Origin of the sequence: Pseudomonas sp. MF4836 (assembly GCF_002018875.1) — a bacterium.
In the GTDB taxonomy this organism is placed as follows: domain Bacteria; phylum Pseudomonadota; class Gammaproteobacteria; order Pseudomonadales; family Pseudomonadaceae; genus Aquipseudomonas.
Map to the genome: position 1 here is coordinate 118,679 of NZ_MVOL01000005.1, position 24,225 is coordinate 142,903.

The following is a 24,225-nucleotide window of genomic DNA, read 5'->3' on the forward strand; positions in this document are numbered from 1 at the left end:
TCTCGCGGGGACAGCGCGATATTTTCTCAAAAATATATATTGCGCACTAAATATTAGCGCGATACATTTATTTGGCATTTATTTAGCGCGCTAATATTTAGCGAAAACCAAACCTCGGAGACCTACCCTATGCAAACGCTCTATACCGCAGTCGCAACCGCTACCGGTGGCCGTGATGGCCGCGCTGTCTCCAGCGACAACATCCTCGACGTCAAGCTTGCCACCCCTAAAGAGCTGGGCGGTGCCGGTGGCCAGGCGACAAACCCGGAACAGCTGTTCGCCGCCGGCTACTCTGCGTGCTTTATTGGCGCCCTGAAATTCGTCGCCAGCCAGAGCAAACGCCAAATCCCGGATGCAGCCTCGATCACCGCCCACGTCGGCATCGGCCAGATCCCCGGTGGTTTTGGCCTGGATATCGACCTGCATGTGAGCCTGCCCGGCCTCGAGCAAACCGAAGCCCAGAGCCTGGTGGACGCAGCGCATCAGGTCTGCCCGTACTCCAATGCAACTCGCGGCAACGTCGATGTGCGCTTGCACGTCAGCGTCTGAGTCCTGGCAGCAGATCCCAGGCACAAAAAAGCCCGACTCAATGGTCGGGCTTTTTCGTACAGGTTTAAGCCAGGCTTAGACCTTGGCGCGGCCCTTGTAGGAGCCACCGTCGCGGGTATCGATCTCGATCCAGTCGCCGATTTCAACGAAATCTGCAACGCTCAGCTCGGTACCGTTTTTCAGTTTGGCAGGCTTCATCACCTTGCCCGAAGTGTCGCCGCGAGCGGAACCTTCGGTGTAGTCAACCTGACGCACAATAGTGGTCGGCAGTTCTACGGAAACCAGACGCTCTTCGAAGAAGATCGCTTCGCAAACATCGGTCATGCCTTCTTCAACGAAAGGCAGAACAGCTTCGATGTCTTCAGCGTTCAGTTCGTACATGGTGTAGTCGGTGGTGTCCATGAACGTGTAGGAGTCGCCGCTGATGAAGGACAGGGTCGCTTCTTTGCGGTCGAGGATCACGTCGTCCAGTTTGTCGTCAGCGCTGTAAACGATCTCGGTCTTGTAACCGGTCAGCAGGTTTTTCAGCTTGGTCTTCATGATCGCGCTGTTACGACCGGATTTGGTGAATTCAGCTTTCTGAACCAGCCAAGGATCGTTTTCGAGACGGATCACCATCCCAGGTTTCAGTTCTTTACCAGTTTTCATTACGAATATCCGAATTTGGATGGGATTTACAAAAATCTAGGCCGCGTATCATATCCAATTTAGGTAAAACTGCACCAGCGCTGCGGCAAGATCGGCTTGCAAGGCCTGTTCCAGACACCATTGCTCAGCATGCAAAGACACCTCCGGCCACACATTGAGCAGGGTTTTCCAGCATTGGCCCATGTCGCCACCGGCATTCCACGCCTGCCACAAGCCATTGATTGCGTCACGAGCCTGCGGCGACAGGCCCTGGGTATACAGGTCGAGGAAGGCCTCGAGCTTGTCCAGATGGATATCTTCGTCCTGACGATAGATGTGCCAGAGCATCGGACGTCCGGCCCATTGCGCCCGTACAAACGAGTCTTCGCCACGCACGGCATTGAAATCGCAGCACCACAACAACTGATCGTATTGTTCCTGCCGGACGAACGGCAGAACCTGCACCGTCACTGCACCACGCACCTGTTGCGTGCCGACATGCAGCTCGTCGCAGGCCAGCCAGCGCTTCACATCGCCGAGAATTCGACCTTCGGGCACCAGCAGATGAGTCGGCCGGGTATCGGCCGCCAACGCGTCGAGCCAGTTGCCCAGGCCTGCATTTTCGTAGGCAAACAACGAGATCAGCCGTGCATCGCTCGCGGCAGATACGCCAAGCCCTTGCAGGAAATTGCGCTGCGCGAGGGTGTCTTTTTGAAACGCCCTACGCCTTTCCAATAGCCCTACCTCACGCAACAGGCCACCTGTGCCCGGGCGAAACCCGGGAAAGAAAAAGTACTTCTGCGCGCCCTTGAACTTCACCGACGGCAAGCCGTGGCACCCGACCACCCAATCCTCGGCGCTCAGGTAGTCGAGATTCAACCAGAGCGGCGGGCGCTCGCGCTCGGCCATGGCTTCCATGTAAGCCGCAGGCAGTTGGCAGGCGAAGGCGGCAATCACCACATCGGCAGCCGGCTGCGCAGCCCATTCCGTCGGCCAGTGCCGGACCTCGACGCCTGCCTGCCATTGGCGGAAAGCGCTGATATCGACTTCCGGGCAAAGGCGCTCAAAGGCACGCAGATCGTCGACCCACAGCCGCACCTCGCATTGATGCTCGGCCACCAACTGCCGAGCGAGGCGCCAGGTGACCCCGATATCGCCGAAGTTGTCCACGACACTGCAGAAAATATCCCAGGAGGCTTTCATTCCGGGCTCCGATTGGCAAAGGCGCCGATTGTCCGCATAAATCGTCCCGCGCAGAAGAGCCGACGCCGATTAATCTTCGTGCGACAATCGGCCCCCGCACTCGTCCGCCCGCCAGGAGGCCGCCATGTCCTATCGCCCCACCGCCCGCAAACCGCTGCGCATCAACTTCAATGGCCTGAAACTCAGCGTCAGCATTGCCTTGGGTCTGTGGCTGGGTTTTGTGGCCATTGCCCTGACCTGCTGGCTGGCCTCGCGCTTTGTGTTCAGCCAACAACTGGCGCCGGTGGCCCAAGCCGTTCAGCAATTGGCCAAACCGCCCGTGGTCGAACCGGCACCCGCCAACCCGATGTTCGAGCAATATCAGGAAAACCTGCGCAAGAACGAACAACAGCAAAGCCTGGAGAATGCTCGCAACAACCTGCGCAATCAGTCCAATCCCAAATGCCAGTTCTGGCTGCAACAGGACCAGACGGCGCCGACCGACAAGAGCCGGGCCAACGTCCTGCAGTTCTGCGATTGATCATGAACAAACACGCCATCCATCAACTGATCCTGCAAAAACTCCGGGACGACCTCGACGTGGCACAGCGCGCGGCGCAAACGGCCTACGAGACGGCGACCCACGAAGAGAACATCGCCGAAAACAAATACGACACCCTGGGCCTTGAGGCTTCGTACCTGGCTGCAGGTCAGGCCAAACGCGTCGAGGAGATCAGGCAAGCCCTGGCGTTGTGCCAGAACCTGACACTGCGCGCCTATGACGAACAGACAGGGATTCAGGTGGGGGCCTTACTGGGGCTTGAAGATGAAAACGGCCACGAGCAATGGCTGTTTCTGGGGCCGGATGGGGCTGGGCTGAAGGTGTACGTGGTAGGCCAGTTGATTACCGTCATCACCCCTCGCTCACCGCTGGGCCAGAGCCTGATGGGTAAATTCGAGGGAGATGAGGTGCAGATCGTTGTCGCGGGCACTCGGCAACAGTTCACTGTTACCGAGGTGAAGTGAGCACGCCGCAGCCTTAGTGCACTGGCAGCTCAACGCCGTCGAACAGCTCTTCCAGTTCCTGTTTGTTGTGGCACTGGATGGCCTTGGCCATGACTTCACGCGTCAGGTGCGGGGCGAACTTCTCGATGAAGTCGCACATGAAACCGCGCAGGAAGGTGCCACGGCGGAAGCCAATCTTGGTGATGCTCGACTCGAACAATTCGCTGGCATCCAGTACCACCAGGTCACTGTCGAGCTTGGTATCGACCGCCATCTTGGCCACGATGCCAACACCCAGGCCCAGGCGCACGTAGGTCTTGATCACATCGGCGTCGGCGGCGGTGAACACCACCTTGGGGGTCAGGCCACGGTGGCTGAAGGCTTCGTCGAGCTTGGAACGACCGGTGAACCCGAATACGTAGGTGACGATCGGGTATTCCGCGAGGGTTTCCAGGGTCAGCTTCGGCAACTTGGTCAGCGGGTGGCCCTGGGGCACGACCACGCAACGGTTCCAGCGATAGCACGGCATCATTACCAAGTCACCGAACAGCTCCAGGGCTTCGGTGGCGATGGCGAAGTCGACAGTGCCGTCGGCCGCCATTTCAGCGATCTGCATGGGCGAGCCCTGATGCATGTGCAGGGCAACGTCAGGGTATTGCTTGATAAAGCTGCTGATCACCGGCGGCAACGCATAACGCGCCTGGGTGTGAGTCGTGGCGATCGATAGGGTGCCCTTTTTCTCGTTGGAGAACTCCTGGGCAATCTGCTTGATGCTTTCGACCTTGCGCAGAATCTCGCCGGCGGTGGTGATGATGCGCTCACCGGCCGGAGTAACACGAGTCAAATGCTTGCCGCTGCGGGCAAAGACTTCGACCCCCAGCTCATCTTCGAGCAGGCGGATCTGCTTGCTGATACCCGGTTGCGAGGTGTAAAGGCTTTGGGCTGTAGCGGAAACGTTGAGGTCGTGGTGCGCCACTTCCCAGATGTAGCGCAATTGTTGGAGCTTCATATCAATCCCTCAAAGCAGTTGGACGCCACGGGTATCAGCGACGGTATATAACTATATTAATGGTTTGAAGAATAAATCTAGAACTTTTTATTAGAAACTCTTCGACGCCCCTTTCAGATATCCCCCAGTCGACGACGCTGCACCAACGGCACGAGGTACACCGGCACCTTCGCCAACTGCAACACACGGGCTGCCGTCCTGCCCAGTGGGGTTTCCACGCCCGCTTCGTGGCTATGACTTCCTACGATCAGCAAATCCACGGAGAGTTTCGCCGCCTGCTCGAGAATGACCTGCGCAGGGTCCCCCTGAAACACCCTGACCGACTGAATCAACGCCAGGTCCTGCATGCCTTCCCCCAGTTCTTCACGGAAGCTGTCGAGCACCCGCTGCTCGATACTGGCCATCACCGTGCTCAAACCCTGGTTGTGAAAATCATTCAACGCCTGCTCATCGAGGTAGCTCTGCAGCACCGACTCGGCAAACAGCCCCATAGGCTCCACGGCGTGGATGACATGCAGGTCGGCATTGAACGTTCGAGCCAGTTCCACCGCATGCTGCATCACATAAGGTGCGTACAGACCAAGGTCAGTGGCATATAGCATCGAACGAATCATATGACCTCCATGACTGCCAGGACGGCGGAGATTGATTCAGCTTAGCAGTGCCCGGCCAACTGCGACGCCAGCCGCCGGGCCCGGGATCAAAGGCTCAGGTTTTGCTCTCATTGCTGATGCCATGGGGCACATGGCCAGTGGCGACCACTTCGCGCGCCAGTTCGCAATGACCGGCCTGGTCATCGAAAAATACGTCTGCGGCAAAAGCCTCGAGAAACGCCGCTTTCTCCAGGCCGCCCAGGAACAGCGATTCATCCAGGCGGATATCCCACTCGCGCAAAGTGCGGATCACCCGTTCATGAGCCGGCGCCGAGCGCGCAGTGACCAGGGCGGTGCGGATCGGACAGGCGTCTTCGGGAAACTCGCGCTGCAACAGATTGAGCGCAGCGAGAAAGCCTTTGAACGGCCCGCCTCGCAAAGGCTCGCGAGCAGATTCGCGCTCCTTGGCCTGGAACGCTTCAAGGCCGCCCAACTGATAAACCCGTTCCGACTCATCGGAAAACAACACCGCATCACCGTCAAAGGCAATGCGCAACTCGGCACTGGCGGCACGGCGCGCGCCGCCCGACAAAATGGTCGCCGCAGCGAACCCGGCATCCAGCGCGCTGCGCACGTCTTCGGCGTGAGTCGAGAGGAACAGGTCACAGCCAAATGCCGCGAGATAAGGGTAAGGGCTGCGCCCGCCGACGAAAGCGGCCCGGGAGATATCCAGGCCGTAGTGCTGGATCGAGTTGAACACACGCAAGCCGGTGTCGGCGCTGTTGCGCGATACCAGGACGACTTCGACCCGGGCTCGCCCAAGGCTGGCGTTGAGACTGAGAAGCTTCTTCACCAGAGGAAAAGCCTCACCCGGCTCGAGGTTTTCCTCTTCATGCTCGATCTGATACTGCCGATAAGCCTCGACGCCCTCCGCCAGGTAGACCTTGTGGCTGTCGCTCAAGTCAAACAGTGCCCGCGACGAAATCGCCACCACCAACTTTCCACCCAGGCCCTTAGCCATGTACTGCTCCCCCGCCTGACGGTTTCAATCGTTATACCGATCAATAAAACTCAACGCCTGATACAGCGCTTCGATTCTCGGCAGCTCGCATCCCGCGGCCTTGGCCGCGGCCAGAGGCGCAGCATAGATGGCCGCAAGCTCCAAGGGACGCTTGTGCAGATAATCGTGGTACATGCTCGGCCAGTAATCCGGCATTTTTTCAGTAACCTTGAACAGATGCTCGGCATAACCGGTCGGCACGCTATGCCCACAGGCCTCTGCCCCGCGCACCACCTCGGCCATCAAGGCCTGGATCAACTGACGGCTTGCGTCATCGGCCATCAAGGGCGCGGTACTGGCCTTGAGCAGCACCGAGAGACCGTTGTACGGCACATTCCACACTAGCTTCTGCCAGCGCGCCTGCCCCAGGTCAGGCATGGCCTGGGAATTGAGACCGGCCTCGCGAAACAACGCCGAGCCTTCTTCGACAATGACCTGACGTGCCGCCGCATCCGCCGCCGGACCACTGTGATACCCCAGATTCACCGCACCCAGGGCCTGGTGCTCAATCACCCCGGGCGCCGAGCGGTATGCACAGATATAGCAAAGCCCACCCAGCACATGGATTGACTCAGGCAGCAATGGACGCAGTGCTTCTTCGACGCCCAAGCCGTTCTGCAGCAACAACACCTTGGCCCCCGGGGCCGCTGCGCTGATCAAGATGGGTGCGAGATCAGGATTGCTGGTGGCCTTGGCTCCCACCAGCAACCAGTCGCAAGGCGGCAGATCCTCGCCGTTGGCGTAAGCCTGCACTGGGTTCAGTGTCAGTTGACCTTGAACCGCATGGTTCAGCTGCAAGCCACGCAGTGCCACCGCCGAGAACTCACCGCGCAGCAAAAAGTGCACGTCGAAACCGGCCCGCGCCAACATCACGCCATAAAAACCACCGATCGCGCCGGTACCAATAATGCCGACTCGCGGCTTGTGCACAGCACTCATCATGGCAACTCCTCTGCAATTCGCTCCAATGCCTGGTACACGGCGTCGGCGAGATCAGTCGCGCGCAGACGCGATTGCACAGCGCCGTAAAACTCACCGTCGCGCACCACGAACAGGGCCGGTAAATGAAACACCTGATAACGCTGGACGACGCCACCGTTGTTGCCCGCATCAATCCAGCACAGCCGATCGACAGGCAAATCAAAGGTGGGCAATTGCTGGCGTGCCCAACGACAGCTGGAGCAACCGATGCTGGTGAAAATCACCAGGGAAATGCCACTCATCGCCAACAACCGCTGATCGGTGTCGAAATCGGTCAGCTCCAATTGGGCCACTATACTGGGGGAAACACTGTCGACTAGCCGACGCTCGGGGTCCGCGCTCATGGGACGTTTTCTACCTCATCCAGACGATGTTCCGGTTGAACTGACCTTGCGCAAACACTCGTGCATTTCGCGGCAGCGGCTGCACACTATCAGCCTCGGCGGCGTGGCTTGCAATTACCACCGTGCCTGGCGATGCGGCACGGCGCTGCTGGTGCGCATGCCGACCCTGGGTGAAAACGCCTGCTATCAGGGCTATGTCGCCTGGTGCCTGCGCCGCAAGCACGGCTACCTGGTGGGTATCGCCTTTGTCGACGAACAGACCCTGTTCGGTGCGCGCATGGGCGCGCAGGTTTGCCAGATCGAACGCTACTGCCGCCTGCACGAACCCCAGGCCGAACGACAGCGTACCGAGGCGCTCGCCTTGCAATGGATCACCCAGCACGCCGAGGACTTTTCCCAGGAGCAGGTCCATCGCGCATTTATCCAGCCATAGCGGGATAAAACCCCCGCCAGCCCATTGTCGAATCACTGGCTAACGCGCTAAGGTTCCGCTCCCCGACGCGCTCAAATCCGCTGTGCTCCGCCGCGCGGGGATCGCTGGCGGCCGGCACCCGTGACCTGACGAGTAACACGATGGCTGATTTACCGATCAACGACCTTAACGTCGCCTCCAACGAGACGCTGATCACTCCTGATCAGCTCAAGCGTGACATCCCCCTGAGCGATGCTGCCCTGCGCACCGTGACCAAGGGCCGCGAGGTGATCCGCAATATTCTGGATGGCACCGACCATCGCCTGTTTGTCGTTATCGGCCCTTGCTCGATCCACGACATCAAAGCAGCTCACGAGTACGCCGAGCGCCTGAAGGTACTGGCCGCCGAAGTGTCCGACACTCTGTACCTGGTAATGCGCGTCTACTTCGAGAAGCCGCGGACCACGGTCGGCTGGAAAGGCCTGATCAACGACCCTTACCTGGACGACTCATTCAAGATTCAGGACGGCCTGCACATTGGCCGCCAGTTGCTGCTGGACCTGGCCGAGATGGGCCTGCCAACCGCCACCGAAGCGCTGGACCCGATCTCCCCGCAGTACCTGCAGGATTTGATCAGCTGGTCGGCCATCGGCGCGCGCACCACAGAATCCCAGACCCACCGCGAAATGGCGTCTGGCCTGTCTTCCGCTGTCGGCTTCAAGAACGGCACCGATGGCGGCCTGACCGTTGCGATCAATGCACTGCAATCGGTTTCCAGCCCTCATCGCTTCCTGGGTATCAACCAGGAAGGCGGCGTGTCGATCGTCACCACCAAAGGCAACGCTTATGGTCACGTGGTATTGCGCGGTGGCAACGGCAAGCCGAACTACGATTCGGTGAGCGTCGCGCTGTGTGAACAGGCGCTGAACAAAGCGAAGATCAAACCCAACATCATGGTCGACTGCAGCCACGCCAACTCCAACAAGGACCCGGCGCTGCAACCTTTGGTCATGGAGAACGTGGCTAACCAGATTCTCGAAGGCAATCAGTCGATCATCGGCCTGATGGTCGAGAGCCATCTGAACTGGGGCTGCCAGGCGATTCCGAAAGACTTGGCCGAATTGCAATACGGCGTGTCGATCACGGACGCCTGCATCGACTGGGAAAGCACCGAAAAAACCTTGCGCGGCATGCATGCCAAGCTCAAGGACGTATTGCCTAAACGCGATCGCGGCTGATTTCACAAAAGACGCAAACAAAAACGCCGGGCTCAGCCCGGCGTTTTTGTGTGTGCCCACTCAGAGTTTCGCGGCGTGACGCTGGTGGCGCTCCATGTAGCGCTCCACGTATGAGCACGAAGGAATCACCGTGTACCCCATGCGATCAGCATACTCCAGGGCCTGCTCGGTCAACGCGGCAGCAATGCCACGGCCACGCAATGCGTTGGGCACGAATGTCCGATAGATATCCAGGGTCTGCTTACCCAGGTCCATGTAAGTCAGGTAGGCACGATGACCGTCCACATTGGTCTCGAACTGATGACCAGCCTGGTCATGGTGGATGGACAACGCCTCGCTCATCACTACTCCTCGCGGGTCTTGGATTCTGACCCCTACCTTACCGATGTTTTTCCGGCGAAGGAACATCTACGCCACCCCGTGCCTGACTGGACACCGAGAAAAGCCTGCCGCTCAGGTTCAACCTGCACGTTACAAATAGTAGGCATCATTGGCATAAATGCTCAAGACGCACTCATCTTGTGTTGCGCAGCATGAGGCGCGTCACACGCCGACCTAACAGTGCAAACCAAAATGCTTACGTACACAACGTTTCACCAATGACACACTGAACATCGCCGGATGTTGAGACTTAAGACGAGCGCCCCTTCTTAAAGTCACCTCAACATCAACAAAGATACGTGAGCGTTTACACAGAATCTGAAGAAAAGTGTAGACGCCTCAATATAGATCGACTTTAGCCTACACTCAGAAACTGCTGTGGGGAGTGGCTAACGGGTAACACCGGCTATCCAGCAAGGCACCCAGGCCGGGCCTCGCAGCTGCGCGGTTTTTATACAACTGGCTAAAAAGTTGCTCGAAAAAGATTCAGCACCTAGAATTTTTTTTGCTTCTTGCGCTACGTCAGTTTACTTACTACAAGTAATGGGTAGTATGTACGCCGGCTATTTCCTCACTGTGAAGAGATAGCTACTAATAGAAAGTCCTTGAAGGGGAACACGATGAACAACGTTCTGAAATTCTCTGCTCTGGCTCTGGCCGCAGTTCTGGCTACCGGTTGCAGCAGCGTATCCAAAGAAACCGAAGCTCGTCTGACTGCTACTGAAGACGCAGCAGCTCGCTCCCAGGCTCGTGCAGACGAAGCCTACCGTAAAGCTGATGAAGCTCTGGCTGCTGCTCAAAAAGCACAACAGACTGCTGACGAAGCTAACGAGCGCGCTCTGCGCATGCTTGAAAAAGCTAGCCGCAAGTAATAGTCCCTCGGGATTGTTATCAAGCCGATCCATTTTTGGGTCGGCTTTTTTATTGCCCGGATTTTTCTGCAGGCAATAAAAAACCCGTCGAAACCAGAGGCTCCGACGGGCTTTTCCAGCAGTGATTACTGCTCTGGATCGACGGGAACGGAAGACACCGTCGGTGCGGAAACAGGCACCGCGATCTCCACCGGCAGACCATCCTCGGCCGCGACGACATCACGCACCACATCCCAATTCATGCGCAGGCTGTTCGCCAGGTCTTCGCGCTTGAGCAAGGCATTGATCACTGCGGTGTGCTTGTCGACTACCGACGGGTTGCCATTGTCGTCCAGTGGCGTGTGAGCCTCCAGATAGACCTTGCCACCGCTGACGCCAAACTTGTAAGGGTCGTTGAGAATTCGTACCGAGGTACCAACCGGCACCATGCCGGCCATTTCCAGCACGTTGTTATTGAACATGCGGAAGCAGCCGTGACTGGTGCGCATGCCAATCCCGAATTTCTTGTTCGAGCCGTGAATCAGGTAACCCGGAGTTCCCAGGGTGAACTTGAACGGGCCCAGCGGGTTGTCCGGACCGGCCGGCACCACGTTTGGCAGCGGGTCACCGTCGGCCGCATGCTCCGCCTTGATCGAAGCAGGAGGCGTCCAGGTCGGGTTCGGAGTTTTGGCAACGATGCTGGTGTGCGCAATCGGTGAGCCCCAGCCTTCGCGGCCAATGCCCAGGGGGAAGGTGTAAACGACATTACGTCCCTTGGGGAAGTAATACAGCCGATATTCGGCCAGGTTGATCACGATGCCCTCACGCGGGCCCGGCGGCAGAATGAATCGGGTCGGCAGAACCACTTCCGTACCCGCTCCAGGCAACCATGGATCGACGCCCGGGTTGGCCGCCACCATTTCCAGATAACCCAGGTCGTAAGTCGTTCCCAGATCGGCAAAGGTGTCTTCGTACTTGGCCTTGATCACCTGCACCTGGCCCACGATGTCTTCACCGGGGGGGGGCAGAGGCAACTCCAGTGCGGCCACCGGGCCTGCCACACAAAGTGCGGCAAGCGTCAGGCAGCGGGTGACGGCAGGAAAACGCGGCAACATCCGGAAAATCCTTCGCATGATCAACGGGTGAGAAAAAAAGCGATTGTACACCGCAGCCTCCCGCTTCGGCAGTTGGCTGGGGTAAGCGTAGCTACAGGCCATCCGATGGCGAATGTTTAAAGTTCGAAGCGCAGCTCAGGCCAGATCGGTGGAGTACCACGCTTCTGCGACTCGAGAATCGCGCGGCAGAGCGGACACAGGCGCTGTTCCTGAAAAATGGTCCGATCTACGCTCGACCAGCGCGGCTGGGCGGGAAGCAAAGAGCCACATAACGTCCGGTCGGCAGCACCACCGAGTTCCAACTGACGCGTGACCAAGTGCACCCGAACTTCCTGGCAGGCAAACAGATCCAGCTGTTCGTCAGGCTCGATCAGTTGATAGGCAAACAGGGACCAGGCAGGACGCGGCATTGGGGGCTCCAAATCGGGGGCGCCACATTAGCCGAAACACTGCCACTAGAAAAGCGTCAAAGCAGCGGTTTTAGCGTCGGCCAGACATTTTCCAGCAACTTGCCCTGGGCCGCAGCCGCTGGGTGCAGACCATCGGCCTGCATCAACTCGGGAATGCCGCCGATCCCTTGCAGAAAAAACGGCACCAGGGCGATTTTCTTCTCGTTGGCCAGGTTGCTGTAGACCTCGGCAAATGCCTGGGTATAACGCACGCCATAGTTGGGAGGTAGCTGCATACCCAGTAGTAGCACCTTGGCACCGCTGGCTTTTGAGTTATCAATCATCGACGCAAGATTTTGTTGCAATTGCGTTGGCAGTTGACCGCGCAGCCCATCGTTGCCCCCCAGCTCCAGGATCACCACATCCGGCCTATGCTCTGTGAGCAGCGCAGGTAGCCGCGCCAGGCCTCCTGCGCTGGTGTCGCCGCTGATCGATGCATTGATTACCTTGTCGTTGAAACCTTCGTCCTTGAGCCGCTGCTCCAGCAGGGTTACCCACCCTTGTCGGGTATCCAGGCCGAAAGCCGCACTGATACTATCGCCAACGATCAGGACTGTACCCGCCGCTGCGTTCTGGGCCATGCACATCAAGGCCAGGCCAGCACTCAAAAACCACACACGCATCGGACTCTCCATGGGCGCAAGCATTCTCACTGCGCGGAACCTTAGCAAAGTGGTTCCCAGCGCGGAAGGTGAACTGACCATCCTGCACCAACTCAGCCTGGAACTGAACAAGGGCGATAGCCTGGCCATCGTCGGTGCCTCAGGTTCCGGCAAATCCACGCTCCTGGGCCTGCTGGCCGGGCTCGACTTGCCCAGCAGCGGTGAAGTCACGCTTGCAGGCCAGGCCCTGAGTACCCTGGATGAGGATCAGCGAGCACGCATCCGTGCCGAACACGTGGGTTTTGTCTTCCAGTCATTTCAATTGCTCGACAGCCTTAATGCCTTGGAAAACGTCATGCTGCCGTTGGAGCTGGACGGTCGCAAGGATGCTCGCGAGCGCGCGACCCAATTGCTGCAACGGGTGGGCCTGGGCAAGCGCCTGACCCATTCACCGCGCCAACTCTCCGGCGGCGAACAGCAGCGGGTAGCGATCGCCAGGGCATTTGCGGCGGAGCCCGACGTTTTGTTCGCTGATGAACCGACCGGCAACCTCGACAGCCACACCGGCGAGCGCATCTGCGATCTGTTGTTCGAGCTCAATAAAGAACGCGGCACCACATTGGTACTGGTCACTCACGACGAACGCCTGGCACATCGCTGCCGGCGCCTGATCCGCCTTGAAGCCGGCCTGCTGGTCGCCCCTCTGGAGCCTTGATGGCACGCCTGCCGCTGTTGCGCCTGTTCAGCCTCGCCCTGCGTCAACTGCTGCGCGATGCCCGCGCCGGTGAATTAAGGGTGTTGTTCTTCGCCTTGCTGGTGGCTGTTGCGGCCAGCACCGCCATCGGCTATTTCGGCGCCCGCCTGAACGGCGCCATGCTGCTGCGCGCCACCGAATTCCTCGGCGCCGACCTGCTGCTCGAGGGCAGCTCGCCGGCACGCCCGGAGCAGATCCAGAGCGGCCGGGAACTGGGGCTGGAGCATGCGCAGATCGTGGAGTTCTCCAGCGTCGTAGCCACCGACAAAGGTATCCAGCTGTCCAGCATCAAGGCAGCGGATGAGGTCTATCCATTACGTGGCGAGCTGAAAAGCGCACCGGCGCCCTACGCTGCCGAAGAGTCAGGAGGCGGACCGAAGCCAGGTGAGGCCTGGGTCGAGTCGCGCCTATTGGCCGCGCTGGATTTGAAGATCGGCGACAGCATCGACGTTGGGATGAAGACTCTGCGCCTGGCCCGAGTGCTGACCTATGAGCCGGACCGTGCCGGCAACTTCTACAGCCTGACGCCGCGGGTGCTGATCAATTTGTCCGATCTGGCGGCCACGGGCGTGGTGCAGCCCGGTAGCCGGGTCAGCTACAAGGAGCTGTGGCGCGGCACCGCTCCTGCGCTGGAAACCTATCGACAATTGATCAAACCAGGGTTGGCTGCCAATCAGCGCTTGCAGGATGCACGCGATGGCAACCAACAGATCGGCGGCGCCTTGGGCAAGGCCGAGCGTTACCTGAACATGGCCAGCCTGGTAGCCGTACTGCTATCGGGCGTCGCGGTGGCGCTGTCGGCCACGCGCTTCGCCACCCGGCGCTTCGATGCCAGCGCCCTGCTGCGCTGCCTTGGCTTGTCCAGGCGTGAAACCATGCTGTTGTTCAGTGTGCAGTTGGCTGTACTCGGCCTGCTGGCCAGCCTCAGCGGCGCACTGATAGGGTGGCTGGCTCAACTCGGGTTGTTCGCCCTGCTGCATGAGCTCTTGCCCAGTGATGTACCGCCGGGTGGATGGCTGCCGGCGGTCGCCGGGATCGGCACCGGGCTGGTGGCACTCGCCGGCTTCGCCCTGCCGCCGCTTTCCGCCCTGGGTCGTGTTCCGCCATTACGAGTGTTACGTCGCGACCTGCTGCCCATCCCTTCGAGCACCTGGATGGTCTATGGCGCGGCCCTGCTCGCCCTGGGCCTGATCATGTGGCGCCTGAGCCTGGACCTGGTGCTGACCTTCGCCCTGCTCGGCGGTGGCGTGGTGGCTGCGGTGGTTCTGGGTGGGCTTCTGCTGCTCGCCCTGCAAAGCCTGCGGCGCCTGTTGGCTCGCGCCTCGCTGCCATGGCGCCTGGGCCTGGGGCAGTTGCTGCGCCATCCACTGGCGGCTGCGGGCCAATCCCTGGCATTCGGCCTGATTCTATTGTCGATGGCGTTAATCGCCCTGTTGCGCGGCGAGCTGCTGGATACCTGGCAGAATCAGCTACCGAAAAATGCCCCCAACTACTTCGCGCTGAATATCCTTCCCGCCGATAAACAGGCCTTCACCGATCGGCTGGTGGAACTCTCGGCACCTTCGGCGCCGCTGTATCCGGTAGTACCGGGGCGACTGATCAGCATCAACGGCGAGCCGGTCAGGGATATCGTCAGCAAAGACTCCAGCGGCGATCGCGCTGTCCAGCGCGACCTGAGCCTGACCTGGGCCGCCGACTTGCCACAAGGCAATAGCATCACCGCCGGGAGCTGGTGGTCGAGCCAGCCGCAAGGCGATCTGCCCGGCGTCTCGGTGGAAAACAAGGTCGCAGAAAGCCTGAAACTCAAAATCGGCGATCGGCTGACCTTCACCGTCGGCGGGATCAATCGAGAAGCCCAGGTCACCAGCCTGCGCAAAATCAACTGGGATAACTTCCAGCCCAACTTCTTCATGATCTTCCAGCCGGGCACCTTGAAAGATCTCCCCGCGACCTACCTGACCAGCTTTTACCTGGCGGCCGGGCATGACCAACAGATCGTCGAGCTGTCCCGTGCCTTTCCCGCAGTGACCATTCTTCAGGTGGAGGCCTTGCTGGAGCAACTGCGCAGCATCCTTGCCCAGGTGACCCTGGCAGTGGAATACGTCTTGTTGTTTGTCCTGGCAGCTGGGATGACCGTCCTCTTCTCCGGCCTGCAGGCCACCCTTGACGAGCGCATCCGCCAAGGTGCGCTGTTACGGGCCTTGGGGGCGGAGCGGCGGTTGCTGGTCAAAGCGCGGCGTATCGAGTTCGGCCTGCTCGGCGCTGTCAGTGGTCTGCTGGCTGCTCTGGGTTCTGAATTGGTGAGCCTGGTGCTCTACCGCTATGCCTTCGACCTGCCTTGGCACCCACATCCGTGGTTGCTGGTGTTGCCGCTGATCGGTGCCGCACTGGTCGGCGGCGCGGGGGTTTTCGGCACACGGCGGGCCTTGAATGCCAGCCCGCTGACGGTACTGCGGGAAGGCTGAAGACCGAGGCCCGTCTCAGGCAGACGGGCCTACTTTTGATACTCGATTCGATTGATCCACCAGCAGGTTTCACCTCCAGGCGTAGGAACAATCGCTTCATCCCCCTCTTCCTTCTTCAACAGCGCTCGAGCCATTGGCGAGTCGATGGAGATGTAATCCTTCTGCCCGTATATCTCGTCATAACCAACAATACGAAAGCGCTTGGTCTCACCCTCTTCATTCTCCACCTCGACCCAGGCGCCGAAGAACACTCGCCCCTCCTGCTCGGGCGCGTATGAAACCACGCGCATGTCTTCCAGGCGCTTGCGTATGTAGCGCACCCGGCGATCAATTTCTCGCAGTAGCTTCTTGTTGTACTGGTAATCGGCGTTTTCACTCCTGTCACCCAGTGACGCAGCCCAGGTGACTTTGCGGGTAGTGTCGGGACGCTTTTCCCGCCATAGATAGTCGAGCTCTTTCTTGAGGGCCTCATGACCTTCCTGGGTAATCAGTTTTGTACTCAATTGCTTAATCACCACCCGCAATGAACCGACCATGAATCTCGCGATTTGGCCTGAGGCCGAACAACCTGCCTGACCGGACCTAAGTCGCGGGCCCAGCCGGCTTGAGAAAAACCGATGATAAATCACTGCGGGAAAGTAGCTAGCCCTAATCCTTGCGGTGGACGAGGCAGCCACATCAACCGATCTCTGCCTGGGAGCACGGCCAACACTCAACCTAAGCCCCCCAGGAGATCGGCAACTAGAGCAATCCCTGATCGATCCATTGCTCATAGAAAACGTAATGACGCAGAAAAAATCTGCGAGAGCACGTCTATTGGAATGGCTTGAAAACGGGGAAGTGAGGCCCTGTTCTTTCAACAAGATCAGGGCTCGATAGCGGTACCTGGAATCAGGCAGAGACAGGCTTCAAATAACGTGATTCGCCGCTTACAGCGGGCTCAGACCACTCCATCCGGAGAACATTCGCCCTCGCCGAGGGGGATGCTGGAAATGGCATGGAGGCTATTGTTGAAAGTCACCGTTTCGTTGAAGTTCTTCACAATGCTGCTGAGCTTTTTCTTGGCATTGGTTAGTTGCTTCAAGCGCTCTACCAATTCAGCACTCTTTTTCTGTATATCCAGCTCACGCGCTTCCAATTTGAGATCCCGGGCGCGCTGCTGCTTGGAAAGCTCCTCAAGACGCTGCTGCCCCAGTTGCAGAAGCTCGGATCGCCGAATTGCATTTCGCTCCCTGGCTTCAAGGCTTTCAGCCAATTGCTGCAAAGCGGAACTACGCTCGGCGATGATCCGGGCGTTGTTGTCGGCAGCTCTGTCTGCGGCCACCCGTTCCTGCTGCAACTGGCTCTGGAGCAGCATCAAGCCCTCCTCTTTCTCCACCAGTTGCCGCTCTCTCTCTTGCAGTTGGGACTTCAAACCCTCCAGGGTTTCTTGCTGCTTCATTGCGCCCAGCTTTTGCTGGACCAACTCTTGCGCCATGCCCGCAACATTGGCCAAGGTACTCTCGACATCAAGCAATAGATGCTCGGTATCAGCCCCTGGAAGAGATGCATTTTCAAACGGCTGAATGCTCTCCAGTTCTTTTAAGTTCTTCGCTGAGTGTTCTGGATCCAACATCTCTTCAGCCCGTGGTTGTACAAGGGGACTAATTGAAGCCCCTTCAGATGCACCGCCAACCTCAGTCATGGCTGAAACCGCAAGATTCGACCGAATGAAATCAGCTGATCCCACCTCATGCTCATCGACTTGGGCAAAAGGTCGCAATGAGTCCATACCGGCATCTTCTGCACCAAGGTCTGAGCCGTTTTCTTCCAGAGTCATATCGTTAAGGGGCTCCGAACCGAGATCGCCTACCAGCCCTTCAAGCTCCGCCAACGTGCTTTGCATATCCTGGCGAAACTGCTCGCTTTGACTGTCATCAACTCGTAGGCGCTCAACCATCGATGACGAAACAGGGAGTTTCATGTCCGTTTCCTCTTGAGCAGCAGTAGTCGCGAGCGCTGTAACTTCCAGGACATCAGGCTCACCTTCGTTGTCGAGTGCCAAGCCTGGAGCCCCATCGGCCGAATAGAGATCCGATGCCTCGGCATTTGAACTGATCTGCGAGCCATCTATAAATGAAGCAGTCAGCATTGGAGCAGCCAGCAGCTCTTCACTGGTAAATGAAGCCAGCGCAGAACTGAAATCACCCGAGTGTTGCACCACACCTCCTGCTTTCTGCTCGTCAGCAGCCTCCGCATACATGGATGACCCGTTATCGAGCCCCTTAGCGTCTTGAGAAGTTAACTGAATAATGTCATCGCCCGGCGTTTCCGCTGTATCAAGGAGCGTCAGCAACTGAGAGTCATCATGTTCATAAGATCCATCTGGTTCCGTGAACAAAGCACTAACACCCGAGACAATCGGCGCCGTACGTTCGATCGCTGGCAACCGTTCTTGATCGCGCATGGAGATCAGCTTGGTGATCAGCGCCTTTTTGATGCTGAGAGGCCGATGATCTTCGACTTCGGAGACAGGCAAGTCACAATCTGTCAGATCAATAAGATGATAGGGAATATCGACATGGCTCTGAAGATCACCGTGGGCAGCTCTTCTGACGAGTTGCTTGAATACTTGAGCTGCGACCGTCCACTCATGGCCTGAATCAACCTGACTCAAAACATACTTATCACTCGTCTTATGCAACATTGCGATATACACGCGAGTTTTGTCGCCTTCCACTTCCTCATTCAGGCTATACACAAGAAAATTACTGCCAATTTGAGGAACTGCAACACCACAGAGCAACGCACCACTAATGATTTCTTGATCAGCGTTTTTTATGGTAATGGTTCGTAGAAACATAGCAGATTTGAAACCCCATCATGCATATTAAAAAACAAGCTCAGGGAAGATATTACAAGCGGACAAAAACCACATTAGGACCAGTCCTATTAATCAGCCACAGGCTTGCAGTTACTGACATTAACCGTATTATTTGGCCTTAGAGCAGACGCGCGCACTTGCACTATGCAACTCCTCAGCTTCGCTCGAACCACCGTGATCAATGATGCCACTGGCTACCTTAAAGGGACGGATCCAGCCCTGTAGAGAGAGTCGCCTTCAGGATTATCAGGCACAAGAATATGATCTATGTAGAAAAACTAACCAAGCGCTTTGGCGAGCACACTATCATCAAGAATGTTTCGTTCGGCGCCCAAGCAGGCGAAGTACTAGGACTACTCGGGCCCACCGGCGCAGGAAAGTCCACACTCATGAAGATAATGACCGGCTTACTCCCCCCTACTTCAGGAAAAGTGGAGCTATCCGGCTTCGATGTAGACAAGCAGAAACTTCAGGCGCTGCGCCAACTCGGCTATATGCCTGAAAGAGCCACCCGATACGCCAACATGGACGTTCATTGGTTTCTCGACTTCGTTGCCGAACTACGGGGAATTCGGGGCGCAAAAAAAAGCAAGAACTTGAGCAATGCCGTTGAGCGACTAAAGCTTCAAAATATTCTGAAACAACCGATTGGCAGCCTGTCATGGGAGCTCAAGCAGAGAGTCGGGCTAGCCCAGGCCATAGTTCATGAGCCTAAATTACTTGTTCTCGACGAGCCAACGAATGGGCTCAATCCCGATCAAAGGCAAACACTCCACAACATCATAAAGTCACTGTCAACAGACACGACCATCATCTTCTCCACAACCTGCGCGGATGAAATAACTGCTATTTGTAGTCGGGCGCTGATCATGTACGACGGTCGCCTCTTGGCGGACAATACAATTCCTGAACTGCGTAAACAATCCCGTTATCACAACGCAGTGACTATCGTCAGTGAGAAACCCCTGGATTACCTTGCACTGGCTGTACTGCCAGGAGTTGCGGGAATTGAAGAGCAAACCGACATACCCGGCGCCATCACCATACTTGCTACGCCAGGCGCAACTATTTCGCCAAAGATCAACGCACTGATTGCTGCACGGCAATGGGTGATCAAACACCTGACCGTCAACCCGGGAAGTGTGGATGAGGTGATCGAAAGCATGTTTGGAAAATCAAATTGAGACAGTCTCTGATTATTTTAAAACGTGAACTTAAGAGTTACTCACTCACGTCTGCGACCTATATTTATATAGCAGTCTTTTTGGCAACCTCGGGGATATCCTGCTTTTACTTCGGGAGCTTATTCGAACGAAATATTGCCAACCTCAACCCGCTGTTTGACATCATCCCCTGGCTCTACCTCTTGCTGATCCCAGCAATTGCCACATCAACCTGGGCAGAAGAACGCAAGAGCGGGTCTATCGAATTCTTGTTAACCCTGCCAATCAACAGCTTTCAAGTGGTAATGGGAAAGTTTCTGGCTGCCTGGACGATTTTGGGACTATCCCTATTACTCACCTTCCCGCTTGCAACCACCATCAACTACCTCGGCGAGCCCGACAATACTGCACTCTACATCGGTTATTTGGGCAGCTGGTTACTGGCCGGCGCTTATTTATCAATAGGCTGCTGCTTGTCCGCCTTAGCGCGCGACCATCTGACCGCGTTTATTTCGACATTTATTATTGGGCTTGTCTTCATGATCCCAAACCTATTGCCAGCGCTGGACGTTCCCGTTGCAAGCCTCCCCAGATGGCTAAGCGCATCCTTTGACTCTATAGGCTTGATCTCCCATTTCGATAGGTTCAGCAAGGGTGTGATCGACCTACGAGATTTGCTGTACTTCTTCGCCATGATCAGTGCGTGGCTCATAGCAACCACTGCTGTCATCGAACTCAAGAAAGCTGAATAAGGGTAAACACATGAAGAATATACTTCGACCCAGCCGCGTTCTGCTGCTGATCGGGTCTCTACTCTTAGTCTTCACTCTGATCTTGAATTCCAAATTGCCTGCCATTCAATTTGATCTGACTGAGCAAAAGACCTATAGCATTTCACAGAACACAAAGAACATTCTGAACTCCCTCAACAAACCACTTGAATTGTTTTTTTTCTACTCCAGCAATCATGTAAAAACGCCAGGCACCACAGATGAATATGCCAAACGTGTAAAAGCCCTGCTCAAAACCTATGAACACGAAGCCAATGGCAAATTAACTCTGCATATCATCGACCCTATGCCTTTTTCAGATGAAGAGGATAAGGCTGATCTTTTGGGGCTCCAGTCCATGCCACTGCCGGATCAAGGCACTCACTTCTACTTTGGCTTAGCAGCCAGCGACGCCAATCGCGAGACCCATGCAATTTCATTTTTTACCCCTGAGCGCGAAGTGTTCCTCGAATATGAAATCAATCGGTTGATCCAGGGTGCGGCACAAGTAAAACGTCCAATGACGGGGTTGATATCCAGCTTGCCCATGAACCGCCGATTCGATGAACGTACCCAGCAGACACTCCCTGCGTGGATGTGGTTGCAAGAAGTCCGCGAGCAGTTTGACCTGACTACGTTGAGCCCAGATGTAGATCAGATACCTGAAGAGCTCGGCAGCCTGATACTGGTCCACCCCAAACAACTGCCGGAGCAGACGTTAAAAGCAATCGATGGATTTGTGCAGAACGGGGGGAAACTCCTGGTTTTTCTAGACCCCATCAGCGAGCTGGAGTTAAAACAGGAAGCCGTAAACCCAACGGGTCGAGAGACATCTTCCGCACTCCCGAAACTGCTAAAGGCCTGGGGAGTACAGATGTTGCCCGAACGCGTTCTCGGAGATGGCCTATATGCAATGTCAGCCGTGCTGAAACCAGGACAACAATCCATCAGCCACCCGTTTTTTATCAAATTGCCCAAAGACTCCATGAATCAGGCAGATGCCAGCACGTTAAACGTGGAAAGCATTAATCTTTCAACCGCGGGCATCCTCGAACCCATTCAGGGTGCGAGTACAACTTTCACCCCTCTTCTTCAGAGCTCCACCAAGGCTATGCCATTCGACCTCGCTCGCCTGAATGAGAAAAGGAGGCTGAGCGAGCTTATGAGCGAAATCACAACGTCTGACAAACGCTATGTATTAGCCGCGCGGATTGAAGGCCTTGCAGACTCTGCGTTTGCTCAACAGGAGGCAGGCAGCGAGACAGAGCCAAAAGAGCGGGCTCGGATACAGGTTGTGGTAGTGGCTGATACAGACATCCTGGACAACCGCATGTGGGTCAAGGAAGGGAATGAATCGGATTCTCAGGCACCGCAGGTCTGGTCAGATAACGCAGCGTTCGTAGTGAACATTCTGAGTGACTTCCATGCACAAAGTGCTCTGCTGAATCCGCGATCGCAACCGCGTATCCAACCGACTTTTACTCGTATTGAGAAATTGATCGAAGAGAACGAAGAGCGCTTTCGCGAGAAGACCGAAAAGCTCGAAACACTTCTGGCTCAGACGGATGCCGAGTTAACCGCGCTATACGCTCTGAGTCCTCCAACCGAGACAGAGGAATGGACTCCCAACGGCACAACGACACAAGCGGACCATCAAGAAAGCCAACAAATACGCAAATCATTAAGAGACCTGCAACTGCAGCTCAATAATGAAATTGCCTCACTGGGAAGAACAATCAAGCTGATCAATATCTTTACGATACCGCTGCTCCTTCTCCTGATCGCCATTTACGTAAAACGCCGACATCCTCGATGAAATACTCGCAGCCATCGAGGGATGGTGGCTGCGTGCTGGGTTAGAAATCTGCCTTTCCCTGCATCGCGCGCACCGAAACTATCAGATTAGTCCGATTCATTTTTCAGACCAGTCAGATCATCGTAAGGCTCAAGCAGCCATTTTTCGAACGATCATCCGCCCATTACGAATCGGCAATGAGCGCACAACAAAAAAAAACGAAACCGCGCACGTTGCAGTGCGCGGATGACACTTCCCACTACCTTAGACTCGAGGGGAACCTGTTCATGGGAAACATCATTATCGTCGACGATCATCCGCTGATCAGATTGGCCATAAGGTCGATACTTGAACCCCATCAACACACGATCATCGCCGAAGCCAGCAACGGAGCCGATGCCGTACAACTGGTGCGCAAACACGTTCCGGACCTGTTGATTCTGGACTTGGGCATTCCCAATCTGGATGGTTTTTCGGTCATCGCCCATATCAAGTCGGCACATCTGCAAGTCAAGACGCTGGTACTGACCTCCAGTGATTCGAAGAACTTCGCGTTGCGTTGTTTGCAAGCAGGTGCCGCAGGCTTTCTATGCAAAACCGAAAACCTCAATGAGCTGGCCAATGCGGTCAAGGCGATTTTGTCGGGCTACAGCTACTTCCCCGAAGACACGATCAATATCCTGCAGCAGAACAACACGGCGGCTTGCCAGGAAAGCGTGTTGATTTCACGACTCACAGATCGTGAAATTACCGTCTTGAGGTTGCTGGCGACAGGGCTGAATAACCAGCAGATCGCCGACGCACTGCTGATCAGCCATAAGACTGTAAGTACTTACAAAGTGCGCTTATTGAAACGTTTCAATATTTCCAATCTGGTCGCGCTGGTTGATCTGGCGAAACGTAACGCGATTGTTTAAACAGCGCGAACCCACCAAACCAAACTCGCCATCAGCCGTGCCGAGATTGCTTATAACCGGTCTTGAGGGCGAGTAATCAATCCTTGGCGCGCAACGCGGGTCAGTTGCTTGATGACTTCAGCAGCGTTTTCGGCACTAGGGGCTTGGATGACCGCGAGGTCGAAACTGTCGCTGGAAAAACGAGCCAGGGACTCACCCTCTTCGACAAACTGGATCAGGAAAGCCGAAGGCCTGCCGGTGCGTCGCGGCCAACCGTCCAGGTATCGCAATAGCGTGGGTTGGTGCTTGCCAGCCAGAAGGATTTTCGGATTGCGCTGGACAAGGTTCGCCGTGATCGGCGCAAGACGTACAAGGGGGTGTATTGCATTCATCGTGTCGTGTCTCTGCCTCAAGTTTCTGCCGGGCAGGTGAGAGGCAACACCGAACCAGCGCTTTAGCGGTATTTCGAAGCCTTCCTCAAGCTTCTAACGACAACCTTTCGATCATCTGGCGCCCCGCAAGTAGCTGTTTAAATCGGCGCATAAGCAGCATCCTAGAGAAGCCCATAGGCCAGTGTCAAGAACCTCCATAAACGAAAAAGGCCCGCATCAGGCGGGCCTTTCGAGTGATACGCCAAGTGCTACTTGGTGATCGCCGCATCCAGCGAAAGCTTGCCCGCGCCCTCAAGCAATACCGCCACGGTGCCGCCAAGCAATGCCAGGGCGAACTCATAGCCGTTGTTAGCCATGAACAAACCGTTGCTGATGTGCACCGAGAAGATCGCAACCAGCAAGGTAAAGGACAGGCCCAACGCCGCCGGGCGAGCCAACAAGCCGATAATCAATGCCAGGCCACCAAAGAACTCCGTTCCCCCCGCCAGCAACGCCATCAAATGACCTGGAGCCAGGCCGATACTCTCCATCCACTGCGCAGTGCCGGCCAGGCCATAACCGCCAAACAGACCGAAGAGTTTTTGTGAGCCATGGGCTGCGAAAATGATGCCGACAAAAATACGCAATACGCTCAGGCCAAAGCCAGCGCGGGTGCTCAGTACGGATTTGATCAGTGGGCTCATGCTGTGTAGTCCTTGTTTAAGGTGGGAAGTTGGTCGCCATACTAAT

27 protein-coding genes are annotated in these 24,225 nt (G+C 56.6%); 12 read left to right on the plus strand and 15 right to left on the minus strand.

What is annotated here, in order from left to right; all coding sequences use genetic code 11:
* Positions 1 to 129: 129 nt before the first annotated feature.
* A complete protein-coding gene (locus tag MF4836_RS13155; protein ID WP_078470668.1) occupies positions 130 to 549 on the plus strand; it encodes an organic hydroperoxide resistance protein in 420 nt (139 codons plus the stop codon).
* Between the two features lie 75 nt (positions 550 to 624).
* Here the strand turns inward: MF4836_RS13155 and MF4836_RS13160 are convergent, their stop codons facing one another.
* Both MF4836_RS13160 and earP read right to left on the minus strand, forming a co-directional pair.
* On the minus strand, positions 625 to 1,197 hold the full coding sequence (locus MF4836_RS13160) for an elongation factor P (protein WP_043230442.1): 573 nt from the start codon (positions 1,195 to 1,197) through the stop codon (positions 625 to 627).
* Positions 1,198 to 1,245: 48 nt separating this feature from the next.
* On the minus strand, positions 1,246 to 2,379 hold the full coding sequence (gene earP / locus MF4836_RS13165; protein ID WP_078470669.1) for an elongation factor P maturation arginine rhamnosyltransferase EarP: 1,134 nt from the start codon (positions 2,377 to 2,379) through the stop codon (positions 1,246 to 1,248).
* 124 nt (positions 2,380 to 2,503) lie between these two features.
* Here earP and MF4836_RS13170 point away from each other — a divergent pair, with 124 nt between their 5' ends.
* Entirely contained in the window at positions 2,504 to 2,899 is a 396-nt protein-coding gene (locus MF4836_RS13170; protein ID WP_078470670.1) for a hypothetical protein, read from the plus strand.
* 2 nt (positions 2,900 to 2,901) lie between these two features.
* Positions 2,902 to 3,384 (plus strand): GreA/GreB family elongation factor, encoded by a 483-nt coding sequence (locus tag MF4836_RS13175; RefSeq protein WP_078470671.1) that lies wholly within the window; start codon positions 2,902 to 2,904, stop codon positions 3,382 to 3,384.
* Between the two features lie 13 nt (positions 3,385 to 3,397).
* Here MF4836_RS13175 and cysB read toward each other — a convergent pair whose 3' ends face one another.
* The 5 genes from cysB to MF4836_RS13200 all read right to left on the minus strand — a co-directional run bounded on the left by cysB (position 3,398) and on the right by MF4836_RS13200 (position 7,350).
* Positions 3,398 to 4,372 carry an HTH-type transcriptional regulator CysB gene (cysB, locus tag MF4836_RS13180; protein WP_007931387.1) on the minus strand — a complete coding sequence of 325 codons (975 nt, stop codon included), beginning with the start codon at positions 4,370 to 4,372 and terminating at the stop codon, positions 3,398 to 3,400.
* Between the two features lie 113 nt (positions 4,373 to 4,485).
* Positions 4,486 to 4,986 (minus strand): universal stress protein, encoded by a 501-nt coding sequence (locus MF4836_RS13185; RefSeq protein WP_078470672.1) that lies wholly within the window; start codon positions 4,984 to 4,986, stop codon positions 4,486 to 4,488.
* Positions 4,987 to 5,080: 94 nt separating this feature from the next.
* The gene (locus tag MF4836_RS13190) at positions 5,081 to 5,986 is read right to left on the minus strand and encodes a 5'-nucleotidase (protein WP_020299683.1); all 906 of its coding nucleotides are present in this window, start codon (positions 5,984 to 5,986) and stop codon (positions 5,081 to 5,083) included.
* A gap of 24 nt (positions 5,987 to 6,010) precedes the next feature.
* Positions 6,011 to 6,967, minus strand: a complete 957-nt coding sequence (locus tag MF4836_RS13195) for a putative 2-dehydropantoate 2-reductase (protein ID WP_178102939.1) — start codon at positions 6,965 to 6,967, stop codon at positions 6,011 to 6,013.
* A complete protein-coding gene (locus tag MF4836_RS13200; RefSeq protein WP_078470674.1) occupies positions 6,964 to 7,350 on the minus strand; it encodes a thioredoxin family protein in 387 nt (128 codons plus the stop codon). The genes MF4836_RS13195 and MF4836_RS13200 overlap by 4 nt, the downstream gene beginning before the upstream one ends.
* Here MF4836_RS13200 and MF4836_RS13205 point away from each other — a divergent pair.
* Positions 7,349 to 7,783: a pilus assembly protein PilZ gene (locus MF4836_RS13205; RefSeq protein WP_078470675.1), complete on the plus strand. Its 435-nt coding sequence runs from the start codon at positions 7,349 to 7,351 to the stop codon at positions 7,781 to 7,783. The two genes, MF4836_RS13200 and MF4836_RS13205, sit on opposite strands and share 2 nt — an antisense overlap.
* A gap of 140 nt (positions 7,784 to 7,923) precedes the next feature.
* The gene (locus tag MF4836_RS13210) at positions 7,924 to 9,000 is read left to right on the plus strand and encodes a 3-deoxy-7-phosphoheptulonate synthase (RefSeq protein WP_020299679.1); all 1,077 of its coding nucleotides are present in this window, start codon (positions 7,924 to 7,926) and stop codon (positions 8,998 to 9,000) included.
* Between the two features lie 60 nt (positions 9,001 to 9,060).
* Here MF4836_RS13210 and MF4836_RS13215 read toward each other — a convergent pair whose 3' ends face one another.
* Positions 9,061 to 9,342 carry a GNAT family N-acetyltransferase gene (locus MF4836_RS13215; protein ID WP_007931380.1) on the minus strand — a complete coding sequence of 94 codons (282 nt, stop codon included), beginning with the start codon at positions 9,340 to 9,342 and terminating at the stop codon, positions 9,061 to 9,063.
* 659 nt (positions 9,343 to 10,001) lie between these two features.
* On the opposite strand from MF4836_RS13215, the gene oprI reads away from it, so the two are divergent.
* Positions 10,002 to 10,253 (plus strand): outer membrane lipoprotei OprI, encoded by a 252-nt coding sequence (gene oprI / locus MF4836_RS13220; RefSeq protein WP_003172710.1) that lies wholly within the window; start codon positions 10,002 to 10,004, stop codon positions 10,251 to 10,253.
* A 125-nt stretch (positions 10,254 to 10,378) separates the two neighbouring features.
* Here oprI and MF4836_RS13225 read toward each other — a convergent pair whose 3' ends face one another.
* From MF4836_RS13225 to MF4836_RS13235, 3 genes are all read right to left on the minus strand, one after another.
* On the minus strand, positions 10,379 to 11,347 hold the full coding sequence (locus tag MF4836_RS13225) for a L,D-transpeptidase family protein (protein WP_020299678.1): 969 nt from the start codon (positions 11,345 to 11,347) through the stop codon (positions 10,379 to 10,381).
* A gap of 116 nt (positions 11,348 to 11,463) precedes the next feature.
* Positions 11,464 to 11,757 (minus strand): hypothetical protein, encoded by a 294-nt coding sequence (locus MF4836_RS13230; RefSeq protein WP_020299677.1) that lies wholly within the window; start codon positions 11,755 to 11,757, stop codon positions 11,464 to 11,466.
* A 56-nt stretch (positions 11,758 to 11,813) separates the two neighbouring features.
* Positions 11,814 to 12,419 carry an arylesterase gene (locus MF4836_RS13235; RefSeq protein WP_078470676.1) on the minus strand — a complete coding sequence of 202 codons (606 nt, stop codon included), beginning with the start codon at positions 12,417 to 12,419 and terminating at the stop codon, positions 11,814 to 11,816.
* A gap of 10 nt (positions 12,420 to 12,429) precedes the next feature.
* Here MF4836_RS13235 and MF4836_RS13240 point away from each other — a divergent pair, with 10 nt between their 5' ends.
* Together MF4836_RS13240 and MF4836_RS13245 are read left to right on the plus strand one after the other, a co-directional pair.
* The gene (locus MF4836_RS13240) at positions 12,430 to 13,113 is read left to right on the plus strand and encodes an ABC transporter ATP-binding protein (RefSeq protein ID WP_078470677.1); all 684 of its coding nucleotides are present in this window, start codon (positions 12,430 to 12,432) and stop codon (positions 13,111 to 13,113) included.
* Positions 13,113 to 15,617, plus strand: a complete 2,505-nt coding sequence (locus tag MF4836_RS13245) for an ABC transporter permease (protein ID WP_078470678.1) — start codon at positions 13,113 to 13,115, stop codon at positions 15,615 to 15,617. Before MF4836_RS13240 ends, MF4836_RS13245 begins: the two co-directional genes overlap by 1 nt.
* A 29-nt stretch (positions 15,618 to 15,646) precedes the next feature.
* Here the strand turns inward: MF4836_RS13245 and greB are convergent, their stop codons facing one another.
* Positions 15,647 to 16,120, minus strand: a complete 474-nt coding sequence (gene greB, locus MF4836_RS13250; RefSeq protein ID WP_078470936.1) for a transcription elongation factor GreB — start codon at positions 16,118 to 16,120, stop codon at positions 15,647 to 15,649.
* A 437-nt stretch (positions 16,121 to 16,557) separates the two neighbouring features.
* A complete protein-coding gene (locus MF4836_RS13255) occupies positions 16,558 to 18,459 on the minus strand; it encodes a hypothetical protein (protein ID WP_153050234.1) in 1,902 nt (633 codons plus the stop codon).
* A gap of 281 nt (positions 18,460 to 18,740) precedes the next feature.
* Between MF4836_RS13255 and MF4836_RS13265 the strand changes: the two genes are divergently transcribed.
* The 4 genes from MF4836_RS13265 (at position 18,741) to MF4836_RS13280 (ending at position 23,125) form a co-directional block, all read left to right on the plus strand.
* Positions 18,741 to 19,664 (plus strand): ABC transporter ATP-binding protein, encoded by a 924-nt coding sequence (locus tag MF4836_RS13265; protein WP_078470681.1) that lies wholly within the window; start codon positions 18,741 to 18,743, stop codon positions 19,662 to 19,664.
* A complete protein-coding gene (locus MF4836_RS13270) occupies positions 19,661 to 20,395 on the plus strand; it encodes an ABC transporter permease subunit (RefSeq protein ID WP_078470682.1) in 735 nt (244 codons plus the stop codon). Before MF4836_RS13265 ends, MF4836_RS13270 begins: the two co-directional genes overlap by 4 nt.
* 10 nt (positions 20,396 to 20,405) lie before the next feature.
* Positions 20,406 to 22,229 carry a GldG family protein gene (locus tag MF4836_RS13275; RefSeq protein ID WP_078470683.1) on the plus strand — a complete coding sequence of 608 codons (1,824 nt, stop codon included), beginning with the start codon at positions 20,406 to 20,408 and terminating at the stop codon, positions 22,227 to 22,229.
* Positions 22,230 to 22,495: 266 nt separating this feature from the next.
* Positions 22,496 to 23,125 carry a response regulator transcription factor gene (locus MF4836_RS13280; protein WP_020299670.1) on the plus strand — a complete coding sequence of 210 codons (630 nt, stop codon included), beginning with the start codon at positions 22,496 to 22,498 and terminating at the stop codon, positions 23,123 to 23,125.
* A gap of 50 nt (positions 23,126 to 23,175) precedes the next feature.
* Here the strand turns inward: MF4836_RS13280 and MF4836_RS13285 are convergent, their stop codons facing one another.
* Together MF4836_RS13285 and MF4836_RS13290 are read right to left on the minus strand one after the other, a co-directional pair.
* Complete coding sequence (locus tag MF4836_RS13285; protein WP_078470684.1) at positions 23,176 to 23,496, minus strand: hypothetical protein; 321 nt, start codon at positions 23,494 to 23,496, stop codon at positions 23,176 to 23,178.
* Between the two features lie 248 nt (positions 23,497 to 23,744).
* On the minus strand, positions 23,745 to 24,179 hold the full coding sequence (locus MF4836_RS13290; RefSeq protein ID WP_078470685.1) for a DoxX family protein: 435 nt from the start codon (positions 24,177 to 24,179) through the stop codon (positions 23,745 to 23,747).
* Between the last annotated feature and the right edge of the window lie 46 nt (positions 24,180 to 24,225).

Bases quoted from the DNA above. Each gene is read 5' to 3' on its own strand.
- MF4836_RS13265 (WP_078470681.1), top strand. From the start codon at position 18,741: ATGATCTATGTAGAAAAACTAACCAAGCGCTTTGGCGAGCACACTATC.
- MF4836_RS13225 (WP_020299678.1), bottom strand. From the start codon at position 11,347: ATGTTGCCGCGTTTTCCTGCCGTCACCCGCTGCCTGACGCTTGCCGCA.
- MF4836_RS13275 (WP_078470683.1), top strand. From the start codon at position 20,406: ATGAAGAATATACTTCGACCCAGCCGCGTTCTGCTGCTGATCGGGTCT.
- MF4836_RS13280 (WP_020299670.1), top strand. From the start codon at position 22,496: ATGGGAAACATCATTATCGTCGACGATCATCCGCTGATCAGATTGGCC.
- MF4836_RS13230 (WP_020299677.1), bottom strand. From the start codon at position 11,757: ATGCCGCGTCCTGCCTGGTCCCTGTTTGCCTATCAACTGATCGAGCCT.
- oprI (WP_003172710.1), top strand. From the start codon at position 10,002: ATGAACAACGTTCTGAAATTCTCTGCTCTGGCTCTGGCCGCAGTTCTG.
- MF4836_RS13185 (WP_078470672.1), bottom strand. From the start codon at position 4,986: ATGATTCGTTCGATGCTATATGCCACTGACCTTGGTCTGTACGCACCT.
- earP (WP_078470669.1), bottom strand. From the start codon at position 2,379: ATGAAAGCCTCCTGGGATATTTTCTGCAGTGTCGTGGACAACTTCGGC.
- MF4836_RS13160 (WP_043230442.1), bottom strand. From the start codon at position 1,197: ATGAAAACTGGTAAAGAACTGAAACCTGGGATGGTGATCCGTCTCGAA.
- MF4836_RS13195 (WP_178102939.1), bottom strand. From the start codon at position 6,967: ATGATGAGTGCTGTGCACAAGCCGCGAGTCGGCATTATTGGTACCGGC.
- MF4836_RS13215 (WP_007931380.1), bottom strand. From the start codon at position 9,342: ATGAGCGAGGCGTTGTCCATCCACCATGACCAGGCTGGTCATCAGTTC.
- MF4836_RS13175 (WP_078470671.1), top strand. From the start codon at position 2,902: ATGAACAAACACGCCATCCATCAACTGATCCTGCAAAAACTCCGGGAC.
- cysB (WP_007931387.1), bottom strand. From the start codon at position 4,372: ATGAAGCTCCAACAATTGCGCTACATCTGGGAAGTGGCGCACCACGAC.
- MF4836_RS13285 (WP_078470684.1), bottom strand. From the start codon at position 23,496: ATGAATGCAATACACCCCCTTGTACGTCTTGCGCCGATCACGGCGAAC.
- MF4836_RS13240 (WP_078470677.1), top strand. From the start codon at position 12,430: ATGGGCGCAAGCATTCTCACTGCGCGGAACCTTAGCAAAGTGGTTCCC.
- MF4836_RS13170 (WP_078470670.1), top strand. From the start codon at position 2,504: ATGTCCTATCGCCCCACCGCCCGCAAACCGCTGCGCATCAACTTCAAT.
- MF4836_RS13235 (WP_078470676.1), bottom strand. From the start codon at position 12,419: ATGCGTGTGTGGTTTTTGAGTGCTGGCCTGGCCTTGATGTGCATGGCC.
- MF4836_RS13245 (WP_078470678.1), top strand. From the start codon at position 13,113: ATGGCACGCCTGCCGCTGTTGCGCCTGTTCAGCCTCGCCCTGCGTCAA.
- MF4836_RS13205 (WP_078470675.1), top strand. From the start codon at position 7,349: ATGGGACGTTTTCTACCTCATCCAGACGATGTTCCGGTTGAACTGACC.
- MF4836_RS13155 (WP_078470668.1), top strand. From the start codon at position 130: ATGCAAACGCTCTATACCGCAGTCGCAACCGCTACCGGTGGCCGTGAT.
- MF4836_RS13210 (WP_020299679.1), top strand. From the start codon at position 7,924: ATGGCTGATTTACCGATCAACGACCTTAACGTCGCCTCCAACGAGACG.
- MF4836_RS13290 (WP_078470685.1), bottom strand. From the start codon at position 24,179: ATGAGCCCACTGATCAAATCCGTACTGAGCACCCGCGCTGGCTTTGGC.
- MF4836_RS13255 (WP_153050234.1), bottom strand. From the start codon at position 18,459: ATGTTTCTACGAACCATTACCATAAAAAACGCTGATCAAGAAATCATT.
- MF4836_RS13190 (WP_020299683.1), bottom strand. From the start codon at position 5,986: ATGGCTAAGGGCCTGGGTGGAAAGTTGGTGGTGGCGATTTCGTCGCGG.
- MF4836_RS13200 (WP_078470674.1), bottom strand. From the start codon at position 7,350: ATGAGCGCGGACCCCGAGCGTCGGCTAGTCGACAGTGTTTCCCCCAGT.